The sequence below is a fragment of the Inhella proteolytica genome (genome assembly GCF_016093275.1).
Lineage (GTDB): Bacteria > Pseudomonadota > Gammaproteobacteria > Burkholderiales > Burkholderiaceae_C > Inhella > Inhella proteolytica.
Genome location: NZ_JAEDAK010000001.1, coordinates 566670 through 579858, shown reverse-complemented (window position 1 = coordinate 579858; position 13189 = coordinate 566670). Strand labels below are relative to the sequence as shown.

11 protein-coding genes are annotated in these 13189 nt (G+C 68.8%); 7 read left to right on the top strand and 4 right to left on the bottom strand.

Annotated elements, in window-relative coordinates; genetic code table 11:
- Positions 1–1322, bottom strand: a 1322-nt coding sequence (locus I7X39_RS02615; RefSeq protein ID WP_198109383.1) for a DEAD/DEAH box helicase, incomplete at its 3' end; no start/stop codon positions are given.
- Positions 1323–1551: 229 nt separating this feature from the next.
- On the opposite strand from I7X39_RS02615, the gene I7X39_RS02610 reads away from it, so the two are divergent.
- The 5 genes from I7X39_RS02610 (at position 1552) to I7X39_RS02590 (ending at position 8494) form a co-directional block, all read left to right on the top strand.
- Positions 1552–3960 carry a putative bifunctional diguanylate cyclase/phosphodiesterase gene (locus tag I7X39_RS02610; RefSeq protein WP_198109382.1) on the top strand — a complete coding sequence of 803 codons (2409 nt, stop codon included), beginning with the start codon at positions 1552–1554 and terminating at the stop codon, positions 3958–3960.
- Positions 3961–4114: 154 nt separating this feature from the next.
- Positions 4115–5779: an energy-dependent translational throttle protein EttA gene (ettA, locus tag I7X39_RS02605; RefSeq protein ID WP_198109381.1), complete on the top strand. Its 1665-nt coding sequence runs from the start codon at positions 4115–4117 to the stop codon at positions 5777–5779.
- Positions 5780–6005: 226 nt separating this feature from the next.
- Entirely contained in the window at positions 6006–6494 is a 489-nt protein-coding gene (locus I7X39_RS02600; protein ID WP_198109380.1) for a Spy/CpxP family protein refolding chaperone, read from the top strand.
- Positions 6487–7209, top strand: a complete 723-nt coding sequence (locus tag I7X39_RS02595) for a response regulator (RefSeq protein WP_198109414.1) — start codon at positions 6487–6489, stop codon at positions 7207–7209. The genes I7X39_RS02600 and I7X39_RS02595 overlap by 8 nt, the downstream gene beginning before the upstream one ends.
- Before the next feature lie 7 nt (positions 7210–7216).
- A complete protein-coding gene (locus I7X39_RS02590) occupies positions 7217–8494 on the top strand; it encodes a HAMP domain-containing sensor histidine kinase (protein WP_198109379.1) in 1278 nt (425 codons plus the stop codon).
- Here the strand turns inward: I7X39_RS02590 and I7X39_RS02585 are convergent.
- From I7X39_RS02585 to trpS, 3 genes are read right to left on the bottom strand one after another with little or no spacing between them, the layout of a single operon-like run.
- Complete coding sequence (locus tag I7X39_RS02585) at positions 8475–9821, bottom strand: MATE family efflux transporter (protein ID WP_198109378.1); 1347 nt, start codon at positions 9819–9821, stop codon at positions 8475–8477. The two genes, I7X39_RS02590 and I7X39_RS02585, sit on opposite strands and share 20 nt — an antisense overlap.
- The gene (locus I7X39_RS02580) at positions 9818–10234 is read right to left on the bottom strand and encodes a DUF3717 domain-containing protein (protein WP_198109377.1); all 417 of its coding nucleotides are present in this window, start codon (positions 10232–10234) and stop codon (positions 9818–9820) included. Before I7X39_RS02580 ends, I7X39_RS02585 begins: the two co-directional genes overlap by 4 nt.
- Complete coding sequence (gene trpS, locus I7X39_RS02575) at positions 10231–11208, bottom strand: tryptophan--tRNA ligase (protein WP_198109376.1); 978 nt, start codon at positions 11206–11208, stop codon at positions 10231–10233. Before trpS ends, I7X39_RS02580 begins: the two co-directional genes overlap by 4 nt.
- A 68-nt stretch (positions 11209–11276) precedes the next feature.
- On the opposite strand from trpS, the gene purN reads away from it, so the two are divergent.
- Together purN and I7X39_RS02565 are read left to right on the top strand one after the other, a co-directional pair.
- Entirely contained in the window at positions 11277–11903 is a 627-nt protein-coding gene (gene purN / locus I7X39_RS02570) for a phosphoribosylglycinamide formyltransferase (RefSeq protein WP_198109375.1), read from the top strand.
- The gene (locus tag I7X39_RS02565) at positions 11903–13153 is read left to right on the top strand and encodes an RsmB/NOP family class I SAM-dependent RNA methyltransferase (protein WP_198109374.1); all 1251 of its coding nucleotides are present in this window, start codon (positions 11903–11905) and stop codon (positions 13151–13153) included. Before purN ends, I7X39_RS02565 begins: the two co-directional genes overlap by 1 nt.
- The last annotated feature ends 36 nt before the right edge of the window (positions 13154–13189 follow it).

Genomic DNA, 13189 nt, shown 5'->3' with positions numbered 1-13189 from the left:
CCGCGGCCGGGCTGGGCCGGACGGCCTTGCGCCGGCTTGGGCTGACCGCCGTGGCCGTGCGCGCTGCCTTGCGGGCGCGGGGCGCCCTGGCCGGAGCGGCCGCTCGGGCGCGGAGCGCTGCTGCGGGCCGGGCCGCGCACGCCGATGGTCTGGCGACCGATCTGGATCGGTTCGGCGCGCTCGGTGCTCGGCACTTCGAAGCCAGGCAGCGTTTCGCGCGGCAGGCTGCGCTTGATCAGGCGCTCGATGTCCTTGAGGAACAGTTCTTCGTCCGGGCAGACCAGGGAGAGCGCCTCGCCCTCGCAGCCGGCGCGGCCGGTGCGGCCGATGCGGTGCACATAGTCCTCGGGCACGTTCGGCAGCTCGAAGTTCACGACGTGCGGCAGCTCGTCAATGTCGATGCCGCGCGCCGCGATGTCGGTGGCCACCAGCACCTGCAGGGTGCCGGCCTTGAACTCGGCCAGGGCCTTGGTGCGCGCACCCTGGCTCTTGTTGCCGTGAATGGCCATGGCGGTGATGCCCTGCTTGTCCAGGAACTCGGCCAGGCGGTTGGCGCCATGCTTCATGCGCGTGAACACCAGCACCTGGTGCCAGTCGTTCTTGCTGATCAGCTCGGCCAGCAGGTCCTTCTTGCGCTCGCGGCCGGTCCAGTAGACGCGCTGGCTGACCGTGTCGGCGGTGGCATTGCGGCGCGCCACCTCGATCAGCTGGGGCGACTTCAGCAGACGGTCGGCCAGGGCCTTGATGTCGTCGCTGAAGGTGGCGCTGAACAGCAGGCTCTGCTTGCTGGCGGGCAGCAGGGCCAGTACCTTCTTGATGTCATGGATGAAGCCCATGTCGAGCATGCGGTCGGCTTCGTCCAGCACCAGGATCTCGACCTGGCTCAGGTCGAGGTGGCGCTGCTGGTGGATGTCCAGCAGGCGGCCGGGGGTGGCCACCAGGATGTCGACGCCACGGCGCAGGCCGTCGATCTGGGGGTTCATGCCCACGCCGCCGAAGATCACCATGGATTTCAGCGGCAGATGCTTGCCATAGGCGCGCACGTTCTCTTCCACCTGGGCGGCGAGTTCGCGCGTGGGGGTCAGCACCAGGGCGCGTACGACGCGCTTCGCACCGGGCTTCTGGCTCTGCATCAGGCGATGCAGCATGGGCAGGGTGAAGCCGGCGGTCTTGCCAGTGCCCGTTTGGGCGCCGGCCATCAGGTCGCCGCCGCTCAGCACCATCGGGATGGCCTGACGTTGGATGGGGGTCGGGGTCTCGTAACCCTGTTCGCGCACGGCGCGCAGGATCGGCTCGGCCAGGCCGAGATCAGCAAAACTCATGGGATTTTGGAGGGCCCGGGATGCCGGGCGTCGCACCGTTCGCAAGCCCTGGGGAGGGCAGGCGCCGTCACGGCGGTGCAGGGTTCAGCGGATGCGTGAATGCAGGCTGCGTACCAGACGGCTGAGGGGCCGCAGCGGCGCGCAGTGTAGGCGAGTTGCCGAAACGGCCCGGGTTTGTACGCCCTCCATGCGCTCCGGCGCCGTGACGGGCTGCCGCTAGAGTGCATCCATGGTGTCGGTTCAGAGGGCCCGGCGGCGCGAACGAGCGCTGTTCGAGGGCTGGTGGAATGAGCAGCGCCGTCTCTGGTCCGCCGCGGACGATGAGACGGCGCGTACGCGTGCCCGCCACGTCGAAGCCACGCTCCAGGTGGCCCCCTGGACGATGAGTGGCACCCTGCTCGGCACCCTGTGCACCGTGCTGCTGCTCTGGAACGCGGTCGCCCCCTGGGGCCTGGCCGCCTGGGGCGCCACGATGACGGCCATTGCGCTGACCGGCCTGAGCGGCTGGTGGCGTTCGCGGCCGCGCCGCCTGAGCCGCTGCGGCCCGCGTGTGGTGCAGCGCGCCACGGCGCATGCGGCGCTGCTCGCGCTGGGTTGGGCCAGCCTGGGCGTGTTCTGGTTTGCGGGCCTGGGCCATGAGCTGCAGCTCTGGGTGGCCGTGGTGTTGACCGGCATGATGTGCGGCGGCGCCGTGGCGCTGGCCTTGCTGCCTTCGGCCGCACTGGTGTACCTGGTGCTGATCACCCTGGGCTCGTTGATTGCTCTGGGGCGCTCGGACCTGAGCTTGGCGCTCGCGCTGCAGTTCCTCTGCCTGCTCTATGCCCTGATCCTGGCGGTGGCGGTGGCTTCGGCGGCGCATCTGTATTCGCGGCGCTTGGTCTCTGAGCAGGAGGCCACACGCCAGGGTGAGGTGGTGGGGCTGCTGCTGCGCGATTTCGAGGAAAGCAGCTCCGATGTGCTGTGGGAGGTCGACCGCCAAGGCCGCTTCGCCCACCCCTCCAAGCGCCTGGCGCAGCTGTTGGAGCGGCCGCTGGACAAGCTCGGTCAGATCGGCCTCCTGCAGGTGCTGCGCTCGCTGCAGCAGGAGGGCTCGGCCGGTGTGGACCGTCTGCAGCAGGCCTTTGACCGCGGCGAGGCCTTCCGGGATCAGGTGGTGCGCGTGCAGCTGGCGCAAGGGCCGCGCTGGTGGTCGGTGACGGCCAAGCCGCTGACCGATGAGCATGGCCATCTGCGCGGCTGGCGCGGCGTGCTGGCCGATGTGACGGCGGCCCGCCAATCCCACCAGCACCTGGCCTACCTGGCCCATTTCGATGCCCTGACGGGCTTGGCCAACCGGGTCAGTCTGCGCAACCGCCTGGCCCAGGCCGTGGAAGGCGGCGGCGGCCGCAGTGCCTTGCTGTGCATGGATCTGGACAACTTCAAGACCATCAACGACACCCATGGCCACAGCCTGGGGGATGCCGTGCTTCAGGAAGTCGCGCAGCGCCTGCGCGCGCACATGCGCAAGTCCGACCTCTGTGGCCGCCTCGGTGGCGACGAGTTTGCCGTGGTGCTGGACGACATCCGTTCCGACGACGAGGCCATGGCCCTGGCGTACCGCTTGGTGGCGGCCATGCGTGTGCCGGTGGAAGTGCAGGGCGTGGTGGTGGCGGGGGGCGTCAGCATCGGCTTGGCCTTCTTGCCCGACCATGCGCAGACGGTGGACGAGGCCCTGGTGGCGGCCGACTTGGCGCTCTATGCCGCCAAGGCCAGCGGCCGTGGGCGGGTCGAGAGCTTCACCGACGAGCTGGGCGCCAGCCAGCGCCGCCGCATCACCATCGAGCGCGAGCTGCGCGAAGCGCTGGCGCGCAACGAGCTGGTGGTGCACTACCAACCCCAGGTGGACCTGCGCACCTGGACGATCCGCAGCGCCGAGGCCCTGGTGCGCTGGAACCACCCGACGCTGGGTTCTGTGTCGCCGTCCGAATTCGTGCCCGTGGCCGAAGAAACCGGCCTGATCCACAACATCGGCGCCTGGGTGCTGGCCAAGGCCTGCTCCGATGCCCGCCATCTGCTGCCCGATTTGCGCATTGCGGTGAACGCCTCGGCAGCCCAGGTGCAGCGTGCCGGCTTCGTGAACGAGCTGCGCCAGCTGCTGAACCGCTACGAGCTCAAGCCCTCGCAGCTGGAGGTGGAGATCACCGAGTCTTTGCTGATGGAGGACATCGCGGTCGCGCTGGAGAACCTGCATGCCATCAAGCAGTTGGGCGTGCGCATCGCGCTGGACGACTTCGGCACCGGCTATTCCTCGCTCGCCTACCTGCGCCGCTTCCCCTTCGACAAGCTCAAGATCGACCGTGCCTTCATCCGCGAGCTGCTGAGCACCAGCGATGCGCGCGCCATCGTGCGCACCATCCTGCAACTGGCCCGCGTGCTGGGCATGGACACGGTGGCCGAGGGCGTGGAAGAGCCGGCGCAGCTGGAGGTGCTCAGCCATGTGGGCTGCGCCGCCATCCAGGGCTTCCTGGTGGCCCGGCCCATGCCGGCCGAGCAGCTGGTGGACCTGATCGCGCGCTGGGACAGCCTGCCGCGCCCGTCGTCGGACGGAAACCTGCCTGAATCCGTGATGGCGGAGCTGCATCCGGCGCTGCCGCGATAATCCCGGGCAATTCCGGCCGCCACCCCAGGCGGCCGCCGTTTTTTCTCTGATCGAAACGCAAGCACGCCATGGCTCAGTACCTTTTGACGTACCGCCAAACGTCCTGCGGCCTTCGGCCGGTTTCGCTCCTTTCACTCGCTCAACATCCATAGCCATGGCTCAGTACGTTTTCACCATGAACCGGGTCACCAAGACGGTGCCCCCCAAGCGACAGATCCTCAAGGGTGTGTCGCTGTCCTTCTTCCCCGGCGCCAAGATCGGCGTGCTCGGCCTGAACGGCTCGGGCAAGTCCACGGTGCTGAAGATCATGGCCGGCATCGACAAGGAGTTCGAGGGCGAGGCCTACCCGATGCCGGGGATCAAGATCGGCTACCTGCCCCAGGAGCCCGAGCTGAACCCCGAGCAGACCGTGCGCGAGGCGGTGGAGGAGGGTGTGGGCGGCGTGGTGGCGGCCAAGAAGCGCCTGGACGAGGTCTACGCGGCCTATGCCGACGAGAACGCCGACTTCGATGCCCTGGCCGCCGAGCAGGCCGAGCTGGAAGCCATCATTTCCGCCAGCGGTGGCGAGAACACCGATCTGCAGCTGGAACTGGCCGCCGACGCCCTGCGCCTGCCGCCCTGGGACGCCAAGATCGGCCTGCTCTCCGGTGGTGAAAAGCGCCGTGTGGCCCTGTGCCGCCTGCTGCTGAGCAAGCCCGACATGCTGCTGCTGGACGAACCCACCAACCACTTGGATGCCGAATCGGTGGAGTGGCTGGAGCAGTTCCTGCAGCGCTTCCCCGGCACCGTGGTGGCCGTCACCCACGATCGCTACTTCCTGGACAACGCCGCCGAGTGGATCTTGGAACTCGACCGCGGCCATGGCATCCCCTACAAGGGCAACTACACCGACTGGCTGGACCAGAAGGAAGCCCGCCTGGAGCAGGAGCAGCGCCAGGATGAGGCCCGCACCAAGGCCATGAAGGAAGAGCTGAAGTGGGTGCGTTCCAACGCCAAGGGCCGCCAGGCCAAGAGCAAGGCGCGTCTGGCCCGCTTCGAGGAGCTGAGCGACGTCGACTACCAGCGCCGCAACGAGACCAACGAGATCTTCATTCCCGTGGCCGAGCGCCTGGGCAATGAGGTGATCGAGTTCAAGAACGTCACCAAGAGCTTTGGCGACCGGGTGCTGATCGACAACCTGAGCTTCAAGGTGCCGCCCGGCGCCATCGTCGGCATCATCGGCCCCAACGGCGCCGGCAAGTCCACGCTGTTCCGCATGATCCAGGGCACCGAGACGCCGGACAGCGGCGAGGTCGTGATCGGCAAGACCGCCAAGCTGGCCTTCGTGGACCAGAGCCGCGCCAGCCTGGCGGCCGAGAAGACGGTCTGGGAAGACGTGTCCGGCGGGCTGGACAACATCATCGTCGGCAAGTTCGTGATGCCCAGTCGCGCCTATCTGGGTCGCTTCAACTTCAAGGGCAACGACCAGCAGAAGCTGGTCGGCCAGCTCTCCGGTGGTGAACGCGGCCGCCTGCACCTGGCCAAGACCCTGGCCGAGGGCGGCAACGTGCTGATGCTGGACGAGCCCTCGAACGACCTGGACGTCGAAACCCTGCGCGCGCTGGAGGAGGCGCTGCTGGAGTTCGGGGGCTCGGCCATGGTGATCTCGCACGACCGCTGGTTCCTGGACCGCATCTGCACCCACATCCTGGCCTGCGAGGGCGAGAGCCACTGGGAGTTCTTCGACGGCAACTACACCGAGTACGAGGCCGACAAGAAGAAGCGCCTGGGCGAAGAGGGCGCGCGCCCGAAGCGCGTGCGCTACAAGCCGATTGCGTAACCCCCCCGAAGCGGCCCAAGTGGCCGCCTCCCCCCAGGGGGCGCCACCAGTGGCCCGGCGGAGCCGGTTCCACGGTGGCACTTGGGGGCGGCCTGCATAGGCCGGCTGCTTTTGAGGGCAGGGTGTCGAAAGAATTGGTGTCTGCAACCGATCTTTACGTTCAGGGCAAGACCCTGAAACCCCCGGCGCAGACAGTGGCACCATCCCAACCCGCTGGAGTGATGCCATGCAAAGCAGCCTGTCCCTGAAGTCCCTGGTCCTGGCCGTCGGCCTGGTCTTGTCCGCCGCCGCGCCGGCCGTGTTCGCCATGCCGCATGGCGGCGGCCCCCGGGGCGGCATGCCCGGCATGGAGTTGATGCATGCGCTGGACGATGTCGGCGCCAGCGACGCCCAGCGCCAGCAGATTCGCGAGATCTTCAAGACCGCCCGCGAAGACCTGCGCAGCCAGCGTGAGCAGGGCCAGGCCCTGCACAAGCAGATGCTGCAGGCCTTCGGTGCCGCCAATGTGGACGCCAATGCCGTGGAAGCCCTGCGCAAGCAGCAGCTGGCGCTGCACGACGCGGCCAGCCAGCGCATGACGCGTGCCATGGTCGAGGCCGCCCGCGTGCTCAGCCCCGAGCAGCGCGCCAAGCTGACCGAGAAGATGGGCAAGCGCATGGAGCGCATGCAAGAACGCATGCAGGAACGCAGCCGTGGCCACGACCGCAATGGTTGAGAACGGCCGCAGCGCCGGCCAGGTGCTGATCGTTGATGACGATGCGCGCCTGGCCGAGATGGTTCAGGGCTACCTGGGCACGGCCGGCTTCCGTGTCCAGGTGGCGCCCAACCTGACCCAGGCGCGCAGCCAGCTGGCGCTGCGCAGCGCCTTGCCCGATCTGCTGATCTTGGACTTGATGCTGCCCGACGGTGACGGCCTGGACTTCTGCCGCCAGCTGCGCAATGAACCCCATCTGCGCGGCCTGCCAGTGCTGATGCTCTCGGCCCGCGGCGAGCCGCTGGACCGTGTGCTCGGCCTGGAACTGGGCGCCGACGACTACCTGCCCAAGCCCTTCGAGCCGCGCGAGTTGCTGGCACGCGTGAAGGCGCTGCTGCGGCGCGGCCAGCCGGCCCAGGCCGAGACCCTGCGCTTCGGCCGCCTGGAGATCGACCTGGGCGAGCGTGCAGCGCGCCTGGGCGGCCAGCCCTGCGACCTGACCAGCCACCAATTCGAGCTGCTGCTCGTGATGGCGCGCAATGCCGGCCGCGTGATGAGCCGCGACCAGATCATGGACGCACTCAAGGGCCACCCGCTGGAGGCCTTTGACCGCAGCATCGACGTGCACATCTCGCGCATCCGTGCCGCCATCGAGGACGACCCCAAGACCCCCAAGCGGGTGCTGACCGTTCGCGGCGCCGGCTATGTGTTCGCGCGCAAGCAGGACGGGGATTGAACTCCCCTTGAAATCCCTCTACCTGCGCATCTACCTCACGGTCGTGGCCGTGTTGCTGGCCTTCGCGCTGATTGGCGGCTGGCTGGCGCATCGGCAGATCGAGCGCGAACGTGAGCAGGCCGAGCAGGCCCAGGACGAGCGCCTGCAGGCGATGGCCGATCTGCTCGAGCGCGCCCTACCACCGGCAGATGCCCCCGCTTTCGAACAGGCGCATGCGCTGCGTCGCTGGTCCCTGCAGCTGCGCATGCCGCTGGCGCTCGAAAGTGCCACCGGCGAGCGCCTGGCGTCCACGCCACGCTTCGAGCGCCGCCAGGAGCTCGGCGAAGGCAGTCCCCCCAAGGTGCTGACCCTGAGCGACGGCCGCCGCCTGCTGGTTTTGCGCCCCTGGCGCCCGCGTGCGGGCCTGCCGCCCGTCTTCGGCCCCCTTTTTGAGCGTGCCCATGTGCTGGGCCTGCTGTTCGTGCTGCTCTTCATCGGTGTGGCTCTGGGGGCCTACCCCGTTGTGCGGCGGCTGACGCGGCGGCTGGAAACCCTGAAGCGCGGCGTCGAGCGCTTCGGCGCGGGCGAGTTGCAGCACCGCGTGGCAGTGGACGGCAAGGACGAAGTGGCCGCGCTGGCGCAAAGCTTCAACCAGAGCGCCGAGCGGGTGAGTGCCCTGGTACGCGCGCACCAGAGCCTGGTGGCCAACGCCAGCCACGAACTGCGATCGCCGCTGGCGCGGCTCAAGATGGCATTGGCACTGCGCGACGAGACCGGCCCGAATCCGCGCCTGGACCAGGAGGTGGCGCGCAATCTGGCCGAGCTGGATGGCCTGATCGAGGAGCTGCTGATGTCGGCCCGGCTCGAAGCCAGTGCCCCCCAGCGCCAGCGGGTGGATCTGCTGGGCCTGGCGGCCGAGGAATGCGCGCAGGCCGGCCTGGCGCTGGAAAGCGAGCTGCCCGAGGCGGCGGTGCAGGGTGAAGAGCGCCTGCTGCGGCGCGCCCTGCGCAATCTGCTGGAGAACGCCAAGCGCTATGGCGGCAGCGAGCAGGATCTGGAGCTCTGCCGCCGCGGCACCTGGCTGGATGTACGGGTGCGCGACCGCGGCCCGGGCGTACCGCCCGAGCTGACCGAGCGCATCTTCGAACCCTTCTTCCGCCTGCCGGGGCATGCCGAAGTGGCCGGTGGCGTGGGCCTCGGTCTGTCCTTGGTGCGCCAGATCGCCCTCGCGCACCAGGGCAGCGTGCGCTGCGAGCCGCGGCCGGGGGGCGGCTCGGTCTTCGTGCTCAGCCTGCCCGCGGCCTGACCAGTCCGCGCTCGACCCACAGCTGCAGGGCCGCGAGCAACGCCCCTGCCAGCAGCAGTCCGAAGGTGGCGCTCCACCAGAAGCCCAGCGCCCCGGCACCACCAAACGCCAGGTGGTAGCCCCCGCCAATGCCCACACCCCACAGGGCGATCACATAGAACACCATCGGCAGGGTGGCTACATGGTGGGCGCGCAGCACCCCGGCGGCCACGGTCTGCACCGCATCGCCCATGTGAAAGAACCACACCCATACCAGCAAGGGGATGGCCGCGGCAGCAGCCGTGGCGTCGCTGGTGTAGAGGTTCACCACGGGCTCGCGCAGCAGTGCCAACGCGCCGCCCATCAAGGCCGCAATCAGCAGGCCCCAGATCAGCGCATGCCGGCCCAGGCGCTGCGCGTCGCGCATCTGCTGGGCGCCGAGCGCCTGCGCCACCAGCGTCGTGGCCGCACTGGCCAGCGCCATCGGCAGCATGAACATCATGCTGACGAGGTTGACCGCGATCTGGTGGCCAGCCACGGCCGTTGCACCCAGGCGGGCGATGAAGAAGGCCATGAAGGTGAAGCCCGTCACCTCCACCAGGATCGAGCCGCCCATCGGCACACCCAGGCGCAGCAGGTTCTTCTGTGCGGCCGCATGCGGGCGGCTGTCGCGCCAGCGGCTCAGCCGGAACGGTGCGTAGAAGGCGTCACGCTTCAGGATTTCGCGTGCCACCAGCCATTGCAGCAGCATCACCGTGGCGGTGGCCCAGCCGCAGCCGGCCGGCCCGAGGCTTGGTACCGGCCCTGCGCCAAACACCAGCAGGGCCGTCAAGGGCGCCTTGAGCAGCAGCCCGCCCAACTGCAGCACCATCACCGCCTTGGGCCGCGACACCGCGGTGTTGAAGCCGCGGTAGGCCGTGAACAGCAGGGCCGGCACCAGGGCAATGGCCATCGGGCGCAGGTAGGCGCGCACGGCCTCGGCCACCGCCGGCTCCAGCGCAGCCAGGCGGATGAAGGGCTCGGGCCAGGCCAGCAGGGCCATGCCGGGCAAGGCAAGGAACAATGCCAACCACTGTGCCTGCAGGTACTGAGCGCCCGCGGCCGGCAGGTCCTGCGCGCCGTACTGCCGGCCGGCCAGTGGGCCCACCGCCAGCACCACGCCCATCAGACCCACGAAGATGGTGACGTAGGCCGCCGAGCCCACCGCCAGTGCCGCCAGGGCCTGGCTGCCCAGACGCCCGAGCATCAGGGTGTCCACGGTGTTGAAGGCCAGCACCGCGAGTTGGCCGACGAAGACCGGCCAGGCCAGGGGCGCGAGCTGGCGGCCGCTGTGCAGAAAGCCGCTCAAGCCGAGGGCTCCTGCGCCCGCTCGGCATAGCGGTTGAAGCGCCAGGCCGTGGCTTCATGCTGGATGCGGCGCCACACCACGCGTTTTTCGAGCGGATCCAGCTGGGGCCAATCCCGCACCTCGGCAAAGCTGCGGCCGCAACCCTTGCAGATGGGGTCGCCCTGGGCGGTGGAGCAGATGGCGATGCAGGGGGAGTCCGGCGTGCTGGCGTACCACGTCATGAAGGCCTCCCGGGCGCGCGCCGAGAGGCGTTCGGGGTCCCACTCGGGGTCGTGGAAATAGACCATCAGCGCATAGACCTCGGCCAGGGCACGCACCTCGGCGCAGGCCGAGATGCCATCGGGTGAGGGCTGGCGCTCGCGCCACCAGTTGATGGCGGCTTCCAGATCGGTGATGTGCAGACGCGCACTCACGGCGTGGCCAGCCCGAGACAGTCGCGCACCTCACGCAGGGTCTTGCGGGCCAGGGCGCGGGCCCGCTCCGTGCCCACTTCCACCAGCCAGTGCACCTGCTTGGGTTCGGCCAGATGCTGCTCGGCGCGCTCGCGCCAAGTGGCTTGTTGCGGCAGCAGATGGTCCAGCAGGGCTTGTTTGCAGTCCACGCAGCCGGTCCGGGCCGCGCGGCAGTCGGCCGCCAGCTGTTCTTGCTGCGCTTGCGGGCTGACCGCCTGGTGCAGGGGCCATACCGGGCAGCGCGTGGGCTCGCCGCAGTCGTGGCGGTGCACGCGCTGGGGATCGGTGGGCATGCGCAGCAGCTTGGCGCGGGTGCTTTCGGCGTCTTCGCGCATGCCGATGGTGTTCGCGAAGCCCTTGCTCATCTTGCGACCGTCCAGCCCGGGCAGGCGCGGGGCGTCACTGAGCACCGCCTGCGGCTCGGGAAAGACCGTGCGCCCGGCCAGATGGTTGAAGCGGCGCGCCAGCTCGCGGCACAGTTCCAGATGGGCGGCCTGATCCTGCCCCACGGGGACCAGCTCGGCCTTGTAGGCCAGGATGTCAGCCGCCTGCAGCAGCGGGTAGCCCAGGCGGCCAAAGCTCGGGTGCTGGTCGGCGATCTCGCGGAAACCCGGCACCCGCTCCAACCAGGACAGCGGCGTCACCATCGCCAGCAAGGTGAACAGCTCGGCGTGCTCGGCCATGCGGCTCTGGATGAAGAGCGTGGCGCGCTGCGGGTCGATGCCGGCGGCCAGCCAGTCCACCACCATGTCGTACACCGCCTCTTCGCGCACGGCGCCGCTGCCATCGGTCAGCGCATGCCAGTCGGCGACGAAGAACAGGCAGTCATGGTCCTGCTGCAAGGCCAGCCAGGTCTTCAGCACGCCGTGGTAATGGCCAAGATGCAGGGCGCCGGTAGGGCGCATGCCGGAGACGACGCGGGCAGCAGAAGACATGGAAGAGGGCGCGTGAGGGGAGGCGATTCTAGGGAGCAACCCAGGGGCGCCACCTACACTGCCGCCCCATGAAGAATGTGGTCATCCTGATCTCCGGACGGGGCTCCAACATGGAAGCCATCGTCCATACCGCGCAGCGCGAGCGCTGGAGCGCGCGCATTGCCGCGGTCATCAGCAACCGGCCCGATGCCGCGGGCCTGAAGTTCGCGCAGACCCAAGGCATTGCCACGGCGGTGGTGGATCACAAGGCGTTCGAGACCCGCGAGGCCTTTGACGCCGCGCTGATGCAGGCGATCGATGCGCACGACCCGGCCGTCGTGGTGCTGGCCGGATTCATGCGCATCCTCACGCCCGTTTTCACGGCGCACTATGCCGGCCGGATGCTGAACATTCATCCCTCGCTGCTGCCGTCCTTCCCAGGTCTGCATACCCACCAGCGGGCGCTCGAAGCGGGCTGCCAGTTGGCCGGCGCCACGGTGCATGGGGTGACGGCGGAGCTGGATCATGGTCCGATCCTGGCGCAGGCTCTGGTGCCGGTGCTGCCCGGCGACGACGCCGACCGGCTATCTGCCCGGGTGCTGGCCCTGGAGCACCAGATGTACCCGCGCGCACTGCGCTGGTTCTTGAATGACGAACTGGAGTTCGATGGCAACCGTGTGCGCCATCGGATGGGTGAGTCGCAACTGTTTAGCTGATGCATCCCAAACCCCTGCTTCAATTGGCCGCGCAGCTCGTGCAGCGCGTGCTCAAGCTCGACCAGCCGGCCGATGCCCTGGTCTCCGCCTTCTTCCGCGACCACCGCGAGCTGGGTTCGCGCGAGCGCCATGCGCTGGCCGAAACCACCTACGCCCTGCTGCGGCGCCGCCTGCTCTGGCAGCACCTGGCGCAATCCGGCAGCGGCCCGATGGAGCGCCGCCTGGTGCTGCTAGCCTGGGCCGGCGAGCCCCGCGTGCTGGAGGCCGGCACCGAAGTGCACGAGCGTGATTGGCTGGCTGCGCGCCGGCAGATCGACCTGGACAGCCTGGCTCCCAAGCTGCGCCACAACCTGCCGGACTGGATTGCCGACGCGCTGCACAAGCAGCTGCCGCCAGAGGAATTCGAGCGTCTGGCCACCAGCCTGCTGGAAGGCGCGCCGCTGGACCTGCGCGTCAACACCCTGAAGGCCAAGCGCGATGCCGTGCTGGCCGAGTTGCAGGAATTTGGCGTCCAACCCACGCCCTATTCGCCCTGGGGCATCCGGCTGCAAGGCAAACCGAGTCTGAGCCAATGGCCGCTGTTCAAGGACGGCAGCATCGAAGTCCAGGACGAAGGCAGTCAATTGCTGGCCCTCTTGCTGGATGCTAAGCGCGGCGAGATGGTGGCCGATTTCTGCGCCGGCGCCGGCGGCAAGACCCTGGCCCTGGGCGCTGCCATGCGCAATACCGGCCGGCTCTATGCTTTCGATATCTCCGGGCACCGGCTCGACAACCTGCGCCCCCGTCTGGCGCGCAGCGGGCTCTCCAATGTCTACCCGATCCAGATCGCCCATGAACGCGATGAACGCATCAAGCGCCTGAGCGGCAAGCTGGATCGGGTTTTGGTGGATGCGCCGTGCTCGGGACTGGGTACCCTGCGTCGCAATCCCGACATGAAGTGGCGTCAGTCACCACAAGCTGTGGCCGAGCTGGTGCCGCGCCAACTGGCCATCCTGCAGTCGGCCGCGCGCCTGCTCAAGCCGGGCGGGCGCTTGGTGTATGCCACCTGCAGCCTGCTGGAAGCCGAGAACGAGGGCGTGGCGGCAGCGTTCGAGGCACAGAACCCGGGATTCGCCAAGCTGGATGCGGCCGATTTGCTCGCGGGCCAAGTGCCGCGGGCGAGCGAACTGGTGCACAACGGACAGTTGCGCCTGTGGCCGCACCGTCACCACTGCGACGGCTTCTTTGCCGCGGCCTGGCAGCGGACGTGACTTGCGCACGAGCCGGTTTGACGGGGGTCAATGCTG

Excerpts from the sequence above, each read along its gene's own strand:
- I7X39_RS02610 (WP_198109382.1), top strand. The coding sequence starts at position 1,552 with ATGGTGTCGGTTCAGAGGGCCCGGCGGCGCGAACGAGCGCTGTTCGAG.
- ettA (WP_198109381.1), top strand. The coding sequence starts at position 4,115 with ATGGCTCAGTACGTTTTCACCATGAACCGGGTCACCAAGACGGTGCCC.
- I7X39_RS02600 (WP_198109380.1), top strand. The coding sequence starts at position 6,006 with ATGCAAAGCAGCCTGTCCCTGAAGTCCCTGGTCCTGGCCGTCGGCCTG.
- I7X39_RS02595 (WP_198109414.1), top strand. The coding sequence starts at position 6,487 with ATGGTTGAGAACGGCCGCAGCGCCGGCCAGGTGCTGATCGTTGATGAC.
- trpS (WP_198109376.1), bottom strand. The coding sequence starts at position 11,208 with ATGTCTTCTGCTGCCCGCGTCGTCTCCGGCATGCGCCCTACCGGCGCC.
- purN (WP_198109375.1), top strand. The coding sequence starts at position 11,277 with ATGAAGAATGTGGTCATCCTGATCTCCGGACGGGGCTCCAACATGGAA.
- I7X39_RS02565 (WP_198109374.1), top strand. The coding sequence starts at position 11,903 with ATGCATCCCAAACCCCTGCTTCAATTGGCCGCGCAGCTCGTGCAGCGC.